Origin of the sequence: Nocardia harenae NBRC 108248 (assembly GCF_001612885.1) — a bacterium.
Lineage (GTDB): Bacteria > Actinomycetota > Actinomycetes > Mycobacteriales > Mycobacteriaceae > Nocardia > Nocardia harenae.
The window spans coordinates 431,236-450,552 of sequence record NZ_BDBH01000002.1; the positions used below are offsets into that span (position 1 = coordinate 431,236).

Sequence of the window (19,317 nt, forward strand, 5' to 3'; positions counted from 1 at the left end):
ACCACCGGCCATCCTGCCATCCCGCCGCGATGGCGCAGGTCGAGAGCGGATTCGGCACGGTTCCGGCCGGTGTGCCACAGTGGTGCCATGAGCTCGGCTTCCCGGCGGGCATCCGCCCGCTCCCGCACGCGCAATCGCCTGATCGCCGCGGCCGCCGTCACGGCCGCCGGTGCTGCCGCCGCGGTGGCCCGCAGCCGCCGCCCGCAGCCGCCCGCGCCCGCCCCCGCGCCGCCGCGCATCGGCCACGCGCGCACCGCGGCCGAGCCGGAGACCGGCACCACCGCCTGACGCGAGCGCGCCCCGCTCCGGAGGCGGCACCCTGCGGAGCAAGGCGTCCCCGCGCCGAACGGCGGAATCGACCGAGGCGAAGGCCCGCGCTTCGCGCGCGGCGGCCGGAATTCGCCGCCGCGCGCGAACCGCGTCCTAGCGGCTCACCGTCCGCTGGTACTGCCGCAGCGACAGCGGGATGAAGATCAGCAGGATCACGACGACCCAGATCAGCGTCGTCGCCACCGGGTGCTGCATGGACCAGGCGTCGGAGGGCGGCGCCAGCGGGCTGGTATTGCCGAACAGCTCGCGGCTGGCCTGCGCCAGCGCCGAGACCGGATTCCACTCCGCGAACACCTTGAGCACCGTCGGCAGGTCGTCGATCGGCACGAAGGTATTGGCCAGGAAGGTGAGCGGGAAGATCACCATGAAGCTGGCATTGTTGAACACCTCGGGCGCGCGGACCAGCAGCCCGACCGTCGCCATCATCCAGGACAGCGCGTAGGCGAAGAGCAGCAGCAGCACGTAGGCGAGCACCGCGTCCAGCACCGAGCCGCGGATCCGCCAGCCGACCACGAGCCCGGTCAGCGACATCACCACCAGGCTCACCACGTTGATCACCACATCGCTCACGGTCCGCCCGACGAGCACCGCCACCGGCGCCATCGGCAGCGAGCGGAAGCGGTCGATGATGCCCTTCTGCATGTCCTCGGCCAGTCCGGCGCCGGTGAAGGTGGCGCCGAAGACCACCGTCTGCACGAAGATGCCCGCGATCAGGAACTCGCGGTACCCGCCCTCCATGCCGGGCACCTGGATCGCGGTGCCGAAGACGTAGGCGAAGAGCAGCACGAACATGATCGGCGACAGCGTCGCGAAGACCAGCACGTCCGGCACGCGCTTGATCTTGATGACATTGCGCTTGGTCACGGTGACGCTGTCGATCACCACGATGCGCAGCCGCTCCACCAGCCCGGGGTCGCCGGGCACCTGCACCGGCGTGGTCGTGGCGGTCATCGGGTACGTCCTTCCGTCGATTCGAGCTGCTTCGCGGCGTTCTCCGGCGCCGCGTCCGGGGTGAAGGGGGCATCCTCGCCGTCGGCGGGCAGCCGCTCCTCGGCCTCGTGGCCGGTGAGGGTGAGGAAGACGTCGTCGAGCGAGGGCCTGCGCAGCGCGATGTCGCGCAGCCGGACGTCGTTCTCGGCGAGCGTGCTGATCGCGGTGACCAGCGCCGACGAGCCGTCGGCGACCGGAACGGTGAGCCTGCGCAGCCCCGGCTCGACCTGGATATCGCCGTCCGCCAGCCCCTTGAGGAGCTGTTGCGCCACGGTGACCTTCGCCTGGTCGTCCACGGTGAGCTCGATCCGGTCGCCGCCGACCATGGACTTGAGCTCGTCGGCGGTGCCCTGGGCGATCACGGTGCCGTGGTCGATCACCGCGATGGAGTCGGCCAGCCGGTCCGCCTCCTCCAGGTACTGGGTGGTGAGCAGTAGCGTCGTGCCGCCCGCCACCAGCTCCTCGATCACGTCCCACAGGTCGAACCTGGCCCTCGGGTCCAGCCCGGTGGTCGGCTCGTCCAGGAAGAGCACCGGCGGGTTCGCCACCAGCGCGCCGGCCAGGTCGAGGCGGCGGCGCATGCCGCCGGAGTAGGTGCGCACCGGGCGGTCGCCCGCGTCGCTGAGCCGGAACCGCTCCAGCAGCTCCCTGGCCCGCTCCTTGGAGCGCTTGACCCCGAGGTGGTAGAGCCTGCCCACCATCTCCAGGTTCTCGAAGCCGGTGAGGTACTCGTCGACGGCCGCGTACTGCCCCGAGGTGCCGATCCGCGAGCGCAGCTTGCGCGGTTCGCCGAGGACATCGATCCCGGCGACGGTCGCCTTCCCGGCGTCCGGGATGAGCAGGGTGGTGAGCACCCGGACCGTGGTGGTCTTCCCGGCGCCGTTGGGGCCGAGCAGGGCGGTCACCGTGCCCTCCGGCACCGACAGATCGAGTCCGTCCAGCGCCACCACCTTGCCGTATCGCTTGACCAGCCCCTCGGCGACGATTGCGTCGGGCATGATTCTCCTGAGTTCGTGATGGAAGTCGGAACATTGGGTCTTCCGGCGCCGCGTCGAAACCGGCGCCGCCACGTCGCTGATCGGTGCTAGGACCGATTCGGGCGCCAGTATTACCCCGGGGTCTGACAGATTCCATCGAATTGTCCGGGTTTTTCGGAAGAATTAATGCGCTACCTGCGCTGATACCGATCGAAGCCGACCGGGAGGGCCGCACCCCGCGGCGCTCGGGGTTACCGCGGGGCGCGGCCGGTTCCCATCGTGGGTCGCCGCCCGCGGGTGGACACGCGTAGTCGACTACTCGTCCGCTCCCCGCGCACCGCCGCGACACGCGGGAAGACCGGATTTCGGCACCGCCGCACCTGGCCGCCCGCACGTCCGGAACACGGCCGATTCACAGTCGTGTATGTCCGGGTTGTTGATGGGTATACCAATGCGGGCCAGCCGTTTTGGCAAACTTCGGGCACCCGGCACGGCGACCGGCCGGACACCGCGCGCGCCACCGGCTCGGGGCACACCCCGGCACCGCGGAAAATTCTCCGAAAGTGGTGCTTGCCACGCACACGTGAACGCGAATCTTGGCGTAGGATCGTTCTCGTCGGCCCCTCCCCCCCGGGCCGACCACACGCGGGCCTCGGCTAACTCCCCCCCTTCGCCGAGGCCCGCTCCCCTTTTTCCTGGAGGTTGTTCCGCCTTCTCGGCAGCTCGTTTCCGAGGTCGGAGCGAGCGGCGGGCTATCCGCCGGTCACCGCCGCGCGATGGCCTGCCAGGCGGCGCTGGTGCGCAGCGCGCGCACCCGCTCGGCGGTGTTCAGCAGCCGCCGATCGCGCTCCCAGCGCTCCTGTACCGCCGGGTCGGCGGAGTTCCACAGGGAACCGATCTCGGCGAGCAGCTGATCCACCAGATCCAGCGTGCCCGCGAGCGCGATGTGCACCGCGGGCGATTTCGCCACCGCGAGTACCGGATCCGGCGGACCGGCCGGGACCGCGGGCGAGCCGGACGGCCTGCCGAGGCCGAGCCCGCGCACCGCGGCCACCGCGCCGAGCAGCCGCTGCACCGTCGCGGGCGGCCAGCCGGAATCCCTCGCCACCCGGATCAGCAGCCCGAGCGTGGCGGCGAGCACGTGCGCGTCCTCGAAGGTGCGGAAGGGTTTGAGGTGGTCGGCGTAGCCGTCGCCGAGCAGCGGGACCGCAGGGGCCTCGGTGAAGGTCAGGACGGCGTGCGGGATCTCGGGGGCGAACGGCGTCGCGGGCAGCGGCTCGGCACGCACGCCGGGGCCGCGCGGGTCGACCATGGCGGTGCGCAGGGTATTGCGGCCGTCCGCGCCCGGCCCGGCGCTCGCGATCACCACGAGGGCGTCGGCCTCGGAGCCGAGCGTGGCGAAGGTCTTGGTGCCGCTGACCGTCCAACCCGGCCCGTCCGGCCGCAACGCCGTCTCGATGGCGGCCGGGTGCGCCCCGCCCGCCTCGGTGGCGGCCAGCGAGACCAGCGCCGCCGACGGCAGCCCGGGCAGCAGCGCCCGCAGCGCCTCCTGGTAGCCGGCCAGGAAGGCGTAGCCGAGCCGGTCGGCGGCCCAGCCGCCGAGGACCGCGGCGTCGATCGAGTCGGCGCAGCGCGCCGTCACCCGCCGGTGCGCGGCGAAGGCCGCCGCGACCGAATCGAGCGGTTCGGTGCCCGGCGCGCCGGTGAGCAGGTGATCGAGCAGCACGCCCAACGGTAACCGGTCGCTCACTCCCACGGCGGCGGCCCCTCGCCGGTGTGCCATGCGGTGAGTTCGTGGTTGTCGACCAGCACGATCCCCATGTGCGCGGCGTACTCCCGCGCCTGCTTGCGGAACCCGCCCGCCGTGGTGACCACCGCCGCGACATCGGCGCCGTGCACCGCGAAGCAGGTGCCGCCGAACTTCTGCAGATCCGGCCCCGACACCCAGTTGTCCACCCGATATCGCTTGGCCTGCAGCACGATCCGCCGCCCGTCCGGCGCCCGCGCCACGACGTCGGCGCCGAGATCACCGGCCCCGCCGACCACCGCGACCCCGGTGCACCCGTCCCGCCTGCACAGATCCGCCAGCGCGTGCTCGAACTGCCCCGCGCTCATCTCCGCGAAGGTGAGGGCCGCCCGGATCCGCCGCTCCCGCCGCAGCCGCCTGCGCGCCGCCAGCCCGCTCCACCACATGCTCACCGCGATCACCGCGCCGACCAGCAGCACCGCCGCCAGGGCCACCAGCGCCGCATTGGCGGAGATCCACCGCCACACCGGCGCCGCCAGCACCGCGAGCAGCACCAGCGCCACCACGGCCGAAACGGCGCCGTTCACACCCCGGCTCCGCGCCCGCTTACCCCTGTTCGCCACGCGCACCCCTACACGTCCACCGACAATGCGCCCACCCTACGGGCAGGCGCCGACAGTGCCGGGACAGGAAGAAGAGAAGTGGAGCCTAGGGGAATCGAACCCCTAACCCCTGCCTTGCAAAGGCAGTGCTCTGCCAATTGAGCTAAGGCCCCGAGCCGAGGACCGCGTCAGCGGGAGGTGACCTCGTGCCAGAGATCGGCCTCGTCCCGCTTGCGGAGCTTCGTTACCGCGAGGAGAACCGCTACCACGACACCGACCGTGAGGAAAAGCTTCATGGTCCCACCCTACCGTGCGTGCTGCTCGGGAGCGGGCCTTCACCCTAGCGACACCGGTGGCGGCGGCGCAAAGCCGCAGGTCGCCGACGGCTGTGCGCCCGGACGAGGTTCACCGGTCGCACAGCCGAGGCCCGTCCGGTCAGGCAGGCGCCGGGGTCCACTGTTCGGCCGGGGTGCGGCCGGGCAGGGGCTGGCCGATCAGGGCGAGGGGGACGAAGAAGCTCACCTGGCCGATGGCCATGGCGAGCGTGGCCAGTGCCCTGTCGTCGTAGTGTTCGGTGGCGAGGGCGTAGAGCTCCTCCGGCACCCGTTCACCCTGCCCGGCCGGCAGCAGGACGGCTTCTGCCAGTGCGAGCGCCACCCGCTCGGGGGCGGTGAAGTAGGGGGCGTCGCGCCAGGTGGCGACGGCCGCGATCCGTTCCTCGGTCTCCCCGGCGCTGCGCAGGTTGCCGGTGTGCAGGATGACCAGGTAGGTGCTGCCGACGAGTTGACCGGCACGCAGCTGCACCAAGCCGATCGTGGTCCGTGGAATCGTCCCGTTGCCGGTGGCCTTGAAGAGCGCGGCACCGATCTCGCCGAGTTCGGGGACGAGTTGCTGGGGGTTGGGCATCCGAGAGCCGTCGCGCTGCTGGATGGCGATATTCGCGGTCATGGTGTTCCTCTTCTGTGTTGCGGGGGATGGTTGGGGCGGTCAGGCGGGTTGGAGTACGGGCCGCGCGCCACCGAGCGCACGCGACGCGGTGGTGCCGGAGCCGCCGCGGGGCAGCCAGGCGCGGGCGGCGAAGGTGGCGGCGGCGAAACCGAGCGGCATGGCCCACTTGCCCGGGCCGTCTCCGGCGGCCACGTGCGAGGTGGCGGCGCCGCCGTAGACGAAGACCAGCCCGGCGTACGCCCATTCCTTCGTCCGGGGGTGGCCGGGGGTCAGGATCGCGGCGAGTGCGGCGGTTTTCGCGACGCCGAGGATGGTGGCGAAGTACAGCGGGTAGCCGAGGTGGCCCAATGAGTCGCGGACGTAGGAGACGCGGGCCAGATCCCAGTAGGCGCCGACGACGGTTTCGGCGAGTACGGCGGTCACGGGGACGAAGCGGGCGAGTCTCAGGCCGCGGCTGATCATCGAGGTGGTGCGCGGGGACATAGTGGTAGTGCTCCTGGATGGTGGGGGTGATCGCCGGAGAAGTCAGGCGGCCGAGGCGATGTCGTCGCCGACTGCGGCGCGGTGGAGGGCTGCGGCGAGGCGAGCGTTCTCCGGGGCGGTGAACGCGAACGCGGCCCGGCGGCGGGTGTAGCCGTAGGTCAGGCCACTGTGCGGGTCGGCGAATCCGTCGGAGCCGGCGGAGCCGGTGTGCCCGAAGGCGTGTGCGCCGAGAAAGGGGTAGAGCAGGCTCTTGGCCTCGAACCCGAGCGCGTAGGGGGCGCAGGCGCCGCGTACGAGGTCCGGCCCGCTGGAGTGCACGGCTGCCACGGTGGCGATGGTCTCCAGGGACAGCAGCGGTTCCCGTCCGTCGAGTCCGGTGACGGCCGCCGCGTACATCGCCGCCACGCCGGCGGCGCTGCCGACGCCGCCGGCCGAGGCTTGGCCGAGACGCCGCAGTGACGGGTGGTTGGGCAGTGCCATCACATCGGCGGCGGTGAAGCCGCGGGCGTTGAGGTTGTAGGCGATACCGGCGATGCCGTGGGGTGCGGGTGCGTTCGCGGCGAAATCCGCCGCCATCTCCGCGCTCGCCAGCCAGGGCAGAATCGGCAGGTACCGGTGCTCGCGCTCCTCGGGCAGGCCGAGGTACACGTCGAGGTCGTGGGGTGCGCGGATGCGCTGCTCGAACAGATGCTGGATCGTGCTGCCGGTCACTGCCCGCACGACCTCGCCCACGATGGCGTAGGTGACGAACCCGCCGTAGCCGTGCACCGAGCCCGGTGCGAAGAAGGGCCGCTGGCCGACCAGCCGTTCGGCGACGACCCGCTCGTCGGCGAGTTCCTCGACGGTGAAACCACCGTCGACCCCGACGATCCCGGATCGGTGCACGAGCACGTCGCGCACCGTGATGCGGTCCTTGCCCGCCGCGGCGAACCGTGGCCAGTAGTCTGCCACCGGCCGGTCCACATCGAGGTCGCCGTCCTGGATCAGCAGCGCCACCACCAGGCCGGCCGCGCCCTTGGTCGTGGAGTGCAACCCCGTCAGAGTGGTGCCGGACACCTCTCGCCCGGCCCACAGGTCCACCACCTTGCGGCCCCGCGCGAAGGCGGCGAGCTGCGCACCCGACTCCCCGTCCTCCTCGGCGACGACCGCGGCGAACTCGGCGCGCACTCGTTCGTAGCCTGCGGCGACGGTGCCGTGTATCTCGATTTCGTGCACGGCCGTGCTCCCTTCATGTGGCGAATCGTCCTCTGCCGCACTGACGGACGGCAGGGCGCAAACGTGACCGCGGCACAGAGACCGAGCCGGGTCACGTTTCCCGGCGCGCCGTCGTCATCGGTACGGGAGCGACATCGAGGAGGACCCCGTGCACGAGGAGCAATACCTGGCCGACCGATTCGAAGAGCACCGCACCCATCTGCGGGCGGTCGCCTATCGGATGCTCGGTTCGCGCACCGAGGCCGACGATGCCGTGCAGGAGGCATGGCTACGGCTGGCCCGCACCGACACCCGCGAAGTCGGCAACCTCGGGGGCTGGCTGACCACCGTGGTCGGGCGAGTCTGCCTGGACATGCTGCGTATCCGTAAAATCCGCCACGAGCAGCCCCTCGAGCTCGAACATCTGCCCGACCCGGTGGTCGTCAGCGAGAACACGCCCGACCCCGAAGGTGAGGCACTGCTTGCCGATTCCGTGGGGACGGCGCTACTGGTCGTGCTCGAATCGCTGAGCCCGGCCGAACGCCTCGCCTTCGTGCTGCACGACATGTTCGCCCTGCCCTACGAACAGATCGCCCCCATCGTCGGCCGGACTCCCCAGACCGCGAAGAAGCTGGCCAGCCAGGCGCGCCGCCGAGTCCAGGGGGCGAAGGCGGAGCCCGCTCCCGACCTGCCCCGTCGGCGCCGGGTCGTCGATGCCTTCCTCACCGCCGCCCGCGGCGGCGATTTCGACGAACTCCTGCGGCTGCTCGACCCCGACGTCGTCCTGCGCGCCGACGCGGGCGGAGCGGTGCGCGTGCTCCGCGGCGCGGCCGCAGTAGCCGACCAGGCCGACACCTTCCAGCGCATGGCCACCCGCTGTGCGGTGCATCCGGCGACCGTGAACGGCAGTGCGGGGCTGGTCAATACCGTCGAGGGGGATCCGTTCTCGGTCATCGAGTTCACCGTCGCCGGCGACCGCATCACCGCGATCGACATCCTCTCCGACCCGGTCCGCTTGGCTCGCCTCGACCTGACCGTGGTCCTGCGGTGACAACGACCGCCGTGGCCGATCTCGTGTTCCTCGGCGTGCGCTTCACCCGGGAACCCTGCGGCTGAGGTGCTCCCAGGCGCGGTACTGCGCCGCCCGGTCCCGCAGGTCCTGCTGGACCAGGTCGAAGGAATCCGACCCGACGACGAGGCGGCGGGGCGGGTCCGGCAGGTCCACCAGTTCCATGATCACGGGGGCCGCGGTGGCCGGGGCCGGACCCGCCTCATCGCCCCACATCGCGATCAGCTCGTCGCGTAGCCGCTGATACTGCGGGGCGGGCGTCGTTGCCGTGGTGCCCACGGTGAACAGGCCGGTGTCATACCCGCCCATCTGCACGATGGTGAGCTGAACCCCGAACTGCTCGGCCTCCATCGCCACGGCCTCGCTCACCGAGTCCAGCGCTGATTTGCCGGCCGCGTACAAGCCGACCATCGGGAACCCACCACCGGTGCCCATGGTGGTGACCTGCAGGATTCGCCCGCTGCCCTGCGCGCGCAGATACGGCAGCACGGCCTGGGTCACCCAGACAGCGCCGAACAGATTTACGTCGAAATGGGCTCTGATCTGTTCCTCGCCGGCCTCCTCCACCATGCCGAGGAGCATCGCCCCTGCGTTGTTGACCACGATGTCGAATCTGCCGAACGCCTCGTGCGCCTGGTCAACAACGGCGATCACCGCGTCGCGGTCGGTGACATCGAGCGGTAGTCGTACCAGGTCCTCGGGGTACCGCTGAGCGAGCTCGACCAGCGGCTCGACATTGCGCGCGACCCCGACCACCCGATCGCCCGCTTGCAACGCCGCTTCCGCGAATGCCCGGCCCAGACCTCGTGAAGCACCCGTGATGAACCACACCCTGCTCATGGCCGCACCTCCCACTGTTCGCATACCAACGAGACAAGACGGTACGTCTCGCCGTCTCCACCGTCAAGACGGAGCGGTTCGTCTCGTTGCTGATATCGTCTGCATCATGGTCAAGCCACCCGACCCGTCTCGGCGCAGTGAGCGGTCTCGTCAGGCCATCCTCTCCGCCGCCCGGGAATTGGTATCCGAGCTGGGCTACGCGAAGCTGTCCATCGAGGCCATCGCGGCCAAGGCGGGAGTAGGCAAACAGACCATCTACCGCTGGTGGCCCTCGAAAGGCGCGGTGGTCCTCGACGCCTTCCTCGCGCTCAGCGAAGCGGGCCCGGAGCAGAGCATCGCGCTGCCCGACACCGGTGATCTGCGCACCGACCTCCGGCACGTGATGCGCGCGACGGTGGCGGAATTCGCCGATCCGGCCTTCGAGAAACCGATTCGGGCGCTCAACGCCGAGATCATCAGCGACCCCGCCCTTGCCGACCAGTACCGGGAAAAGCTGGCCGGCCCGTTGGACGAGGCCAAGAAGGACCGGTTGCGCAGCGCGCAGCGAGCCGGTCAGCTCGATGCCGACGCCGACCTCGACCTGGCATTGGAACTGCTCTACGCGCCGGTGTACCAGCGCTGGCTACTCGGCTCCGGCCCGCTCACCGCCGAGTACGCCGACGCATTGGTCGAGGCTTTTCTGCGGGCGATGCGGCCGAACCCGAAGGGATGAATCCCGGCCGGGAATGAAGGATGTGGGCCTAGGAGGACTTGAACCTCCGACCTCTTCGTTATCAGCGAAGCGCTCTAACCGCCTGAGCTATAGGCCCGTGTCGTTCGACCGGATCGAACGTGTCGAGAGTACACAACACCCCGACCCGGGACCAAAACGGCTGGTAGCGCCTGTACGAGGCGCTACCAGCCGATGTGGTCTAGTCCGGGTCGGCGAGCGTCACCTGGATGCCGCCGACGAGGTCGCAGCACTGGTTGTAGATGAACACCCCGACCGTGCCGAGCGCGGTGAAGAGCACCACGTTCACCAGCCCGATGACGCCGGCGTAGCCGAAGACCGTGCCCGCGTCGATCAAGCTGGCCGAGCCGCCCTCCTGGGAGACCATGTCGCCGAGCGTGGTGTCCAGCCGCTCCCAGACGCCCATGCCCTCCAGCACGATGTAGAGCAGGCCGACGGCGAGCATCCACACGAAGAACATGGCGACGCTGATGACCAGCGTGATCTTCAGGGTCGACCAGGGGTCGATCCGGCGGATCTGCACGGTGGCGCGGAGCGGCTCGCCCGCCTGCACCGCCGCCGCTACGGCGACCGGGGCGGAGGGCGAGATCGGCGGCTGCTGCTGGCCGGGGGTGTAGTACGGCAGCGCCTGGTCGGGCTGCTGCTGTTGCTGCTGCGGGGGCAGCGGGTGCCGGATGTCGGAGAGATCCGGCATGTCCTTGACCAGCTCCGGCCGCGAGATGCTCCGGGTCGGGCCGTCGATGCCGACCGATTTGGTCATGGCCGCCTCCTTGCGGGCGGCCTTGGCGGCGAGGTCGGCGGTGGTGCGGGCATTGGTGACGCCGCCGCTGAGCCCGCCCGACCCGGACGGGCGGCCGGTGACCGGCGCCTGCCCCGGGCGGTACAGGTTGGACTGCGGCTCGCGCTGCGGCAGGTTCGACTGCGGCTCGCGCTGCGGCAGCTGGCCCCAGCCGCCGTCCTTGAACGCCTGCTGGCCGCCGGTGCCAGGCCCGCTGTCCTGCCCCTTGGAGTTCCCGCCGAGCCGGACGGTCTCCTGGTCACCGGTCTTCGGCGTCTCGGGTGCGCGCTCCCCGTTGCCCTGCGGCCGGCTCGGCTGCCCCTGTGCGGCAGCCGGATTCGAACTGCCCGGCTGCCGCTGCGGCAGCTGGCCCGGCGCGCCCTGCGGACCTTTGCTCTGCGGACCCTGCCCCGGAGCCGGCGCGGAGGGCGCCTGTCCCTGACCATTGCCCGGCGCATCCGTTCCGTTCTCGCCTCCCGGACGCGGGATCGGGCGCGGCGGAATGGGTGACGGTGCGATCCGCTCGGTCACGCCGTTCGTCTGATGGCGCTCGTCGTTCGGCTGATTCGGAGTGGTCAATGGGATTCCTTGGGTCCGTTCTGTGCCGCCGCTGTGAGGACTACTGCTGGGAGGAACCGAGGTCTTCGACCTGATCGGGCTCGTCGGCATTGCGTGCGATTGCAAGCAAGGTATCGCCCTCGCCCAGGTTCATCAATCGCACGCCCTTGGTCTGCCTGCCCGCCCTGCGGACCTGCCGAGCCGCCGTCCGGATGACGCCCCCGACGGAGGTGATCGCGTAGAGCTCGTCGTCGTCGTCGACGATGAGTGCCCCGACAAGCGTCCCACGCTTGGCGTCGAACTGGATGGTCAGTACCCCCTTACCGCCGCGGCCCTGCGCGGTGTACTCCTCGATGGCGGTGCGCTTGGCGTAGCCGCCCGAGGTCGCCACCAGGAGGTAGGTGCCCGCGCGCACCACGTTCAGCGAGAGCAGCTCGTCGGAGGCGTTGAACCGCATGCCCTGCACGCCGGAGGTGGCCCGGCCCATCGGGCGCAGCGCCTCGTCGGTGGCGGCGAAGCGGATCGACTGCCCCTGCGCCGAGACCAGCAGCAGGTCCTCCTCGGCGGAGCAGAGCACCGCGCCGACCAGCTCGTCGGTGTCGCGCAGGTTCACCGCGACGATGCCGCCGCTCCGATTCGAGTCGAAATCGGCCAGCCGCGACTTCTTGACCAGGCCGTTCTTGGTGGCGAGCACCAGGTACGGCGCGTCGCCGTAGGTCGTGATCTGGATGATCTGGGCGATCTTCTCGTCCGGCTGGAAGGCCAGCAGGTTGGCCACGTGCTGGCCGCGGGCGGTGCGGTTGGCCTCCGGCAGCTCGTACGCCTTGGCCCGGTACACCCGGCCCTTGTTGGTGAAGAAGAGCAGCCAGTCGTGCGTCGAGGTCACGAAGAAGTGCTTGACGATGTCGTCCTGCTTGAGCCCGGCGCCCTGCACGCCCTTCCCGCCGCGCTTCTGGCTGCGGTAGAGATCGGTCCTGGTGCGCTTGGCGTAGCCGGTCTCGGTGATGGTGACGACGACGTCCTCGCGGGCGATCAGATCCTCGTCGGCGACGTCGCCGTCGGCCGAGACGATCTGGGTGCGCCGGTCGTCGCCGTACCGGTCGACGATCTCGGTGAGCTCGTCGCGGACGATCGCGCGCTGCCGCTCCGGCTTGGCGAGGATGTCTTTGTAGTCGGCGATCTCGAGCTCGATCTTGGCCAGGTCGTCGACGATCTTCTGCCGCTCCAGCGCCGAGAGCCTGCGCAGCTGCATGTCCAGGATGGCGGTGGCCTGGATCTCGTCGATGTCGAGCAGCTGCATCAGCCCGGTGCGCGCGGTGTCGGTATTGGCCGACCTGCGGATCAGCGCGATCACGTCGTCCAGCGCGTCCAGCGCCTTGACCAGGCCGCGCAGGATGTGCGCCCGCTCCTCGGCCTTGCGCAGCAGGTACTTGGTGCGCCGGATGATGACCTCGATCTGGTGGTTCACGTAGAACCGGATCATCTGGTCCAGGCGCAGCGTGCGCGGCACGCCCCCGACGATCGAGAGCATATTGGCGCCGAAGCTGGTCTGCAGCTGGGTGTGCTTGTAGAGGTTGTTCAGCACCACCTTGGCGACGGCGTCCCGCTTGACCGTCACCACGATGCGCAGCCCGACCCGGTCCGACGACTCGTCGTGGATATCCGAGATGCCCGCGATCTTGCCGTCCTTGACCTGCTCGGCGATCGCGTTGATGAAGTTGTCGGTGTTGACCTGGTACGGCAGCTCGGTGATGACGATCGTGGTGCGGCCCCGGTTGTCCTCCTCGATCTCCACCACGCCGCGCATCCGGATGGAGCCGCGGCCCGTGGTGTAGGCGTCGTGGATGCCCTGGGTGCCGACGATCAGCCCGGCGGTCGGGAAGTCGGGGCCCTTGATCCGCTCCATGCAGGCGGCGAGGGTGGCTTCCTCGTCGGCGTCGTGGTGCTCCAGCGCCCAGTAGATGGCGGCGGCGAGCTCGGTGAGGTTGTGCGGCGGAATGTTCGTCGCCATGCCGACCGCGATGCCGTTGCTGCCGTTCATCAGCATGTTCGGCACGCGGCTCGGCAGAACCACCGGCTCCTGCGTCTTGCCGTCGTAGTTCGGCACGAAATCGACCGTCTCGTGGTCGATCTCGCGCAGCATCTCCATGGCCAGCGGCGTCAGGCGGCACTCGGTGTAGCGCATGGCGGCGGCGCCGTCGTTGCCGCGTGAGCCGAAGTTGCCCTGGCCGTCGACGAGCGGGTACCGCATGGACCAGGGCTGGGCCATCCGGACCAGGGTGTCGTAGATGGCCGAGTCGCCGTGCGGGTGGTAGTTGCCCATGGTCTCGGAGACCGGGCGGGCGGACTTCACGTAGCCGCGGTCTGGGCGGTGGCCGTTGTCGTACATCGCGTAGAGGATCCGGCGGTGCACCGGCTTCAGGCCGTCGCGCACCTCGGGCAGCGCGCGGCCGACGATCACGCTCATGGCGTAATCGATGTAGCTGTTCTGCATCTCCTGCTGGATGTCGACCGGTTCGATCCGGTCGCCCGCGCCGTTCGGTGGCAGCGTGGTGTCGGTCATGCGGGAAGTCTCCTTGCTGGGCTGACGTGCGCGGACACGGGAGCGCCGCCGCCGGGCGGCGGCGCGTCACCGCATCACACGTCGAGGAAGCGGACGTCCTTGGCGTTGCGGGTGATGAAGCTGCGGCGGGCCTCGACGTCCTCGCCCATCAGCACGCTGAACAGCTCGTCGGCGGCGGCCGCGTCGTCCAGGGTCACCTGGCGCAGCACCCGGACGCTGGGATCCATGGTGGTCTCCCACAGCTCCTTCGGGTTCATCTCGCCGAGACCCTTGTAGCGCTGGATGCCGTCGTCCTTGTTGATCTTCTTGCCCGCCGCGAGCCCGGCCTCCAGCAGCCCGTCGCGCTCCCGGTCGGAGTAGGCGAACTCGGCCTCGCCGCGCTGCCACTTGAGCTTGTAGAGCGGCGGCTGGGCCAGGTAGACGTGGCCGTGCTCGACCAGCGGCCGCATGAAGCGGAAGAGCAGGGTGAGCAGCAGCGTCGAGATGTGCTGGCCGTCCACGTCGGCGTCGGCCATCAGCACGATCTTGTGGTACCGCAGCTTGGCGATATCGAACTCGTCGTGGATGCCGGTGCCGAACGCGGTGATGATCGACTGCACCTCGTTGTTCTTGAGTACCCGGTCGATGCGCGCCTTCTCGACATTGATGATCTTGCCGCGGATGGGCAGGATCGCCTGGTACATGGAGTCCCGGCCGGACTTGGCCGAGCCGCCGGCCGAATCGCCCTCCACGATGTAGATCTCGGATTTCTGCGGATCCTTGGAGCGGCAGTCGGCCAGCTTGCCCGGCAGCCCGCCCAGGTCGGTGGCGGACTTGCGGCGCACCAGCTCGCGCGCCTTGCGCGCGGCCACCCGCGCCTGCGCCGAGGAGACCGCCTTCTGCACGATGGTCTTGGCGTCCGCCGGGTTCGCCTCGAACCAGTGCTGCAGGTGCTCGTTGCAGGTCTTCTGCACGAACGACTTGACCTCGGTATTGCCCAGCTTGGTCTTGGTCTGCCCCTCGAACTGCGGCTCGCCGACCTTGACGCTCACGATGGCGGCGAGCCCCTCGCGGATGTCGTCGCCGGTGAGGTTGCCGTCCTTCTCCTTGAGCAGCTTCTTGTCCTTGGCGTACCGGTTCACCACCGTGGTCAGCGCCGCGCGGAAGCCCTCCTCGTGGGTGCCGCCCTCGTGCGTGTTGATGGTGTTGGCGAAGGTGTGCACCGACTCCGAGTAGCCGGAGTTCCACTGCATGGCGACCTCGAGCTCGTGCCCGGTGCCCTTGCCGGTGAAGCCGACGACGGAGTTGTGGATCGGCTGCTTGGTGCGGTTGATGTGCCGGACGAAGTCCTCCAGGCCACCGGGGTAGTGGTAGGTCCTGGTCTTGACCTTGTGCTCGGTCTGCTCGGCCGCCGCCTCCTCGGCCTGCTTCGGCGCCTCCGCGGTGTCACCTGCCTCGTCCGCGGTCACCTGCTCCGCGGTCACCCGCTGGTCGGTGAGCTTGATGGTCAGCCCCTTGTTCAGGAACGCCATCTCCTGCAGCCTGCGCGAGACCGTCTCGAAGTTGTAGTCGGTGGTCTCGAAGATCTCCGGATCCGCCCAGAACCGCACCGTCGTGCCGGTGGCGGAGGTGGCGTCGCCCTGGATCAGCTTGCCGGGCGAGGCGTCCTTGTAGGTCTGGCTCCAGTGGGAGCCGTCGCGATCGATCTCCACCTCGACCCGGGTGGAGAGCGCGTTCACCACCGAGATGCCGACGCCGTGCAGACCGCCGGAGACCGCGTACGAGTCGGAGTCGAACTTGCCGCCCGCGTGCAGCTGGGTCATGACGACCTCGACGGTCGGGACTCCCTGGGCGTGCATCTCCACCGGGATGCCGCGGCCGTCGTCGACCACCTCGACGCCGCCGTCGGCGAGCAGGGTCACCTCGACCTTGCTGGCGTACCCGGCCATCGCCTCGTCGACCGAGTTGTCGACGACCTCCCAGATGAGGTGGTGCAGGCCGCGCTCACCGGTGGAGCCGATGTACATGCCAGGGCGCTTGCGGACCGCCTCCAGCCCTTCGAGCACCGTGATGGAGGAGGCACCGTAGTCCTGCTTGCCCGTTGTCGAGCTCGATGCGTTGGAGTCCTTGGCAGCCACTGGTCGGTAGCTCTCCTTACTTGCTGATCCCGGCCTCTCGCCCGGCTCGCGCACACGTGGCCCCCGACCGGTGCGGTTGGGGAGAGATCACGCCGATCCACGGGTGGCGGTGCCGATCGAGCCGAGCGCCTCGCCGCTGGTTACTTCACCATCCTACTGGTAGGGCCGACATACGCGGTACCTGCGACACCCCTGAGAGCTTCCAGGAGCGGAGAAATCGGAATTCGGCGGGACCGGTCCGCCACCGGAGGCTCCGAAAGGCATCTCCGGGCGATCAGGGGCCAGTGCGGAGTGCCCGGCTCAGCGCACCCGCGCGGCGCCCGCCCCGGCGATGAATCCCGCGGCCGCGGCGGCCAGCTCGGCCGGGTGCGAGAGCGGGGTCCAGTGCCCGCCCGCCAGCCGGACGGTGTGCAGGTCGCGCACCCAATTCGGCGCCTCGGCGTGCACCACCGGCCGCACCGCGCGGTCACCGGTCGAGATCACCAGCTGCACCGGAAGCTCGACCGGGCGCGGCCGCGGCGCGCGCAGCCTGCGCCGGATATTGGCCCGGTACAACCGCATTCCGTGCACCATATCCCGCGCGAGGGTCGGGGCCGGGGTCACCAGGGCGGCGTCGATTCCGTCGAAGAACGCCAGGAAGGCGGGCCAGCGCGGGGCGAGCAGCCGCAGCACCGGATCGGGCAGCTTCGGGATCTGGAAGGCGACGGTGTAGGCCGAGGCCACCGACTGCCGCAGCGCGCCCGCCACCCGGCGCACGGTGCGCGGGCCGCGCAGGTAGGCGCCGAGGTAGTCGAGGTTCGGGCCGGAGACGCAGGTGAAGGAGGCGATGGCGGACTCGGCGTCCGGCGCGGCCGCCACCTCCCAGCCGAGTACGCCGCCCCAGTCGTGGCCGACCAAGTGCACCCGCTCGCCGGGCGCGCTGGCGGCGAGCACCGCGCGCACGTCGGCGGCGAGCTCCTCGATGCGGTAATCCGAGACCGCGGCGGGGGCGGTGCTCGCCCCCGCGCCGCGGTTGTCGAAGGCGATGACGCGATGGTCCGGGGCCAGCTCGGCGGCGACCGGCTCCCAGAGCGTGTGCGTGTCGGGCCAGCCGTGCAGCAGCAGCACCGGCGGGCCGTCGGGGTCGCCGGTCTCGAATACGGCCAGGTCGACGTCGCCGCGGCGCACGGTCCGAGCGGGTTCGGCGGGGAAGGCCATCGACAATCCTTTCGCGGGGCACGATCGGTTCCACGTGAAACCGGGGCCGGCTCGTCGGGATTGAATGTAACACCGAGTATCAGGTAAAGGCGACGGGATCAGCCGTAGGTGTCCCTCGGCCCGCGGCCCTTGATGTGCCGGTCGCCCTTGCGCCAGCTCGGCGCCGCGGGGCCCGCGATGCGCAGCGAGGTCACCACGCCGGGGCCGACCGCCGCGGTGATCTTGGCCAGGATCTGGCTCTGCAGCATGCGCAGCTGGGTGGCCCAGGCGGTGGACTCGGCCTGGATGTGCAGCACTCCCTCGCGCAGTGAGAGCGGGGTGGCGTGCGCGGCGACGTCCTCGCCGACCACCCCGGCCCAGCGGCCGAAGACCACGCCCTCGGCGACCTTGGCCGACCAGCCGCGGCTGCGCACCAGCGAGCCGGTGAGGGCGGAGAAGAGCTGCGGGTCGCGATCGTCCGGCCTGGCGCCGGACCAGCCGCTGCGCCTGCGGCCGGCGCGCCTGGCGGCCCGGCGCGGCGACGCGCGCCCCTGCCCGACCGACTTGCCCGCGGCCCGCGCGGCGGCCCGCGCCTCCTCCAGCGCACGCCGGGCGAGGTCGATTCCGCGGAGCTCCGGCTCCCCGTCCGGGCCGGTCGTCGGCGCTGGTGACGGCGCTGCGGACGGGCCGGGCCGGTCGTCGGGATCGGTCATCTCCCGCCCCTCCCTTCCCCGCTGCGGCGGGGAGTTATCCCCAGTTTTGGCACGTTATCCACAGGTGCTGCTCGGCGCTCGCCACGCCGTGACCGAGTCTTGACCTCATCCGTCGAACGCCTGTTCGTGATAGGTTTTTCCACTGCTCGAAAGGCTTGCGGAGCGCCTCGAGCTGCGGTTTCCCGGTCGCCGCCGCGAGGGTTGTCCCAATTTTCTCCACAGGTTCCCGGTACCGGCCGGGGAGAACGGGGAACGGGATCCGATGGCTGCGCGCGCCGTGTCACTCTACGGCAGCGCCCGCGTCCGCGGCGAGCACGGAGATCCGGCTCTCCGGGTCGCCGGTGGTGTGCACCCGCAATGGCGTGGCATCCAGTTCGGCGGGGACGTCCTCCGGCACCGCGGCGGTGATCAGCACCTGCTCGGCGGCGGCCGCGACCGCGGCGAGCGCGGCGCGCCTGCGCCGGTCCAGTTCGGCGAAGACGTCGTCCAGCAGCAGCACCGGCTCGGCCCCGGAGCCGCGCAGCAGGTCGAAGGCGGCGAGCCGGAGCGCCAGCGCGAACGACCAGGACTCGCCGTGGCTGGCGAAGCCCTTGGCCGGGCCGTCGCCGAGCAGCAGCTCCAGGTCGTCCCGGTGCGGGCCGACCAGGCAGACCCCGCGCTCGAGCTCCCTGGTCCTGGCCGCCGCGAGCTCGCGCAGCAGCACCGCCTCCAGCTCCTCCCGGTCGGTGGCCGCCGGTGGCCGGGCCGGATCGAGCAGTTCGGCGGGCAGGTAGCCACTGCGGTAGCCGATCGCGGCCGGCCTGGACTCCGGCGCCAGCGCCCGGTACGAGCCGGCGAGGTGCGGCGCCAGGTCGTGCACCAGCCGCAGCCGGTGCTCGAGCAGCACCGATGCGTGCGCGGCGAGGTGGCCGTCCCAGACGTCGAGGGTGCTCAGGTCGGCGCGCGACCGCACCTGCCGCCCCGCCGTCTTGAGCAGCGCCGAGCGCTGCCGCAGCACCCGGTCGTAGTCCGAGCGCACGGCGGCGAGCCGGGGCAGCCGGGCGGTGGCCAGCTCGTCCAGGAAGCGGCGGCGCTCCCCCGGGTCGCCGCGCACCAGCGCGAGATCCTCCGGGGCGAAGAGCACGGTGTGCAGGACCCCGAGGATCTCCCGCGGCCTGCGCGCGGGCGAGCGGTTGATCTGCGCGCGGTTCGCCGCGCCCTGGTTCAGCTCCAGATCGATCCGCAGCTCCCGGCCCGCGTTCACCACCGCGGCCCCGATCCGGGCGCGCTCGGCGCCGGTGCGGATCAGCGGGGCGTCGGCGGCGACCCGGTGCGAGGCGAGCGTGGAAAGGTAGCCGACCGCCTCGAGCACATTGGTCTTGCCGTTGCCGTTCGCCCCGAGCAGCACCGTGCGGCCTGGGGACAACTCGACATCGAGCTGTTCCCAGGAGCGGAAGTCGCGCAGCGAGAGCGCGCGCACGAACATCCGCTACCCCCGCGGGGAACGGCCGGGCAGTGCTCCG

At 70.7% G+C, this 19,317-nt stretch carries 18 protein-coding genes and 2 tRNA genes; 3 read left to right on the top strand and 17 right to left on the bottom strand.

The window, feature by feature from the left end; all coding sequences use genetic code 11:
• Positions 1-87 precede the first annotated feature (87 nt).
• Entirely contained in the window at positions 88-288 is a 201-nt protein-coding gene (locus NH2_RS04880) for a hypothetical protein (protein WP_067648698.1), read from the top strand.
• Between the two features lie 135 nt (positions 289-423).
• Here the strand turns inward: NH2_RS04880 and NH2_RS04885 are convergent, their stop codons facing one another.
• The 9 genes from NH2_RS04885 to NH2_RS04920 form a co-directional block, all read right to left on the bottom strand.
• A complete protein-coding gene (locus NH2_RS04885; protein WP_067648701.1) occupies positions 424-1,281 on the bottom strand; it encodes an ABC transporter permease in 858 nt (285 codons plus the stop codon).
• Positions 1,278-2,318 carry an ATP-binding cassette domain-containing protein gene (locus tag NH2_RS04890; RefSeq protein WP_067648704.1) on the bottom strand — a complete coding sequence of 347 codons (1,041 nt, stop codon included), beginning with the start codon at positions 2,316-2,318 and terminating at the stop codon, positions 1,278-1,280. Before NH2_RS04890 ends, NH2_RS04885 begins: the two co-directional genes overlap by 4 nt.
• Before the next feature lie 742 nt (positions 2,319-3,060).
• The gene (locus NH2_RS04895; RefSeq protein WP_245650425.1) at positions 3,061-4,023 is read right to left on the bottom strand and encodes an acyl-CoA dehydrogenase family protein; all 963 of its coding nucleotides are present in this window, start codon (positions 4,021-4,023) and stop codon (positions 3,061-3,063) included.
• Between the two features lie 20 nt (positions 4,024-4,043).
• Positions 4,044-4,631 carry a restriction endonuclease gene (locus tag NH2_RS04900; RefSeq protein WP_218021657.1) on the bottom strand — a complete coding sequence of 196 codons (588 nt, stop codon included), beginning with the start codon at positions 4,629-4,631 and terminating at the stop codon, positions 4,044-4,046.
• Positions 4,632-4,746: 115 nt separating this feature from the next.
• Positions 4,747-4,819 (bottom strand) — tRNA-Ala (locus tag NH2_RS04905).
• Between the two features lie 15 nt (positions 4,820-4,834).
• A complete protein-coding gene (locus NH2_RS29460; protein WP_218021658.1) occupies positions 4,835-4,942 on the bottom strand; it encodes a DLW-39 family protein in 108 nt (35 codons plus the stop codon).
• 139 nt (positions 4,943-5,081) lie between these two features.
• Complete coding sequence (locus NH2_RS04910; RefSeq protein ID WP_067648714.1) at positions 5,082-5,594, bottom strand: carboxymuconolactone decarboxylase family protein; 513 nt, start codon at positions 5,592-5,594, stop codon at positions 5,082-5,084.
• Positions 5,595-5,633: 39 nt separating this feature from the next.
• Positions 5,634-6,077: a DoxX family protein gene (locus NH2_RS04915; RefSeq protein ID WP_067648717.1), complete on the bottom strand. Its 444-nt coding sequence runs from the start codon at positions 6,075-6,077 to the stop codon at positions 5,634-5,636.
• A gap of 42 nt (positions 6,078-6,119) precedes the next feature.
• Positions 6,120-7,292 carry a serine hydrolase domain-containing protein gene (locus tag NH2_RS04920; protein WP_067648721.1) on the bottom strand — a complete coding sequence of 391 codons (1,173 nt, stop codon included), beginning with the start codon at positions 7,290-7,292 and terminating at the stop codon, positions 6,120-6,122.
• A 148-nt stretch (positions 7,293-7,440) separates the two neighbouring features.
• Here NH2_RS04920 and NH2_RS04925 point away from each other — a divergent pair, with 148 nt between their 5' ends.
• Positions 7,441-8,322 (top strand): sigma-70 family RNA polymerase sigma factor, encoded by an 882-nt coding sequence (locus NH2_RS04925; RefSeq protein WP_067648724.1) that lies wholly within the window; start codon positions 7,441-7,443, stop codon positions 8,320-8,322.
• A 42-nt stretch (positions 8,323-8,364) separates the two neighbouring features.
• On the opposite strand, the gene NH2_RS04930 is transcribed toward NH2_RS04925, so the two are convergent.
• A complete protein-coding gene (locus tag NH2_RS04930) occupies positions 8,365-9,180 on the bottom strand; it encodes an SDR family NAD(P)-dependent oxidoreductase (protein ID WP_067648727.1) in 816 nt (271 codons plus the stop codon).
• A gap of 106 nt (positions 9,181-9,286) precedes the next feature.
• Between NH2_RS04930 and NH2_RS04935 the strand changes: the two genes are divergently transcribed.
• Positions 9,287-9,892 carry a TetR/AcrR family transcriptional regulator gene (locus NH2_RS04935; RefSeq protein ID WP_067648730.1) on the top strand — a complete coding sequence of 202 codons (606 nt, stop codon included), beginning with the start codon at positions 9,287-9,289 and terminating at the stop codon, positions 9,890-9,892.
• A gap of 23 nt (positions 9,893-9,915) precedes the next feature.
• Here the strand turns inward: NH2_RS04935 and NH2_RS04940 are convergent.
• From NH2_RS04940 to recF, 7 genes are all read right to left on the bottom strand, one after another.
• Positions 9,916-9,989 (bottom strand) — tRNA-Ile (locus tag NH2_RS04940).
• A 102-nt stretch (positions 9,990-10,091) separates the two neighbouring features.
• The gene (locus tag NH2_RS04945; RefSeq protein WP_067648733.1) at positions 10,092-11,267 is read right to left on the bottom strand and encodes a DUF3566 domain-containing protein; all 1,176 of its coding nucleotides are present in this window, start codon (positions 11,265-11,267) and stop codon (positions 10,092-10,094) included.
• Positions 11,268-11,307: 40 nt separating this feature from the next.
• Positions 11,308-13,809, bottom strand: coding sequence for a DNA gyrase subunit A (gene gyrA, locus NH2_RS04950; protein ID WP_067648736.1), 2,502 nt, complete (start codon positions 13,807-13,809; stop codon positions 11,308-11,310).
• 74 nt (positions 13,810-13,883) lie between these two features.
• Positions 13,884-15,926 carry a DNA topoisomerase (ATP-hydrolyzing) subunit B gene (gene gyrB / locus NH2_RS04955; protein WP_067648739.1) on the bottom strand — a complete coding sequence of 681 codons (2,043 nt, stop codon included), beginning with the start codon at positions 15,924-15,926 and terminating at the stop codon, positions 13,884-13,886.
• A gap of 300 nt (positions 15,927-16,226) precedes the next feature.
• Positions 16,227-17,123 carry an alpha/beta fold hydrolase gene (locus NH2_RS04960; protein WP_067648742.1) on the bottom strand — a complete coding sequence of 299 codons (897 nt, stop codon included), beginning with the start codon at positions 17,121-17,123 and terminating at the stop codon, positions 16,227-16,229.
• Between the two features lie 98 nt (positions 17,124-17,221).
• Positions 17,222-17,815, bottom strand: a complete 594-nt coding sequence (locus NH2_RS04965) for a DUF721 family protein (RefSeq protein ID WP_067648745.1) — start codon at positions 17,813-17,815, stop codon at positions 17,222-17,224.
• A gap of 280 nt (positions 17,816-18,095) precedes the next feature.
• Positions 18,096-19,280, bottom strand: a complete 1,185-nt coding sequence (gene recF / locus NH2_RS04970; protein WP_067648749.1) for a DNA replication/repair protein RecF — start codon at positions 19,278-19,280, stop codon at positions 18,096-18,098.
• Positions 19,281-19,317 lie beyond the last annotated feature (37 nt).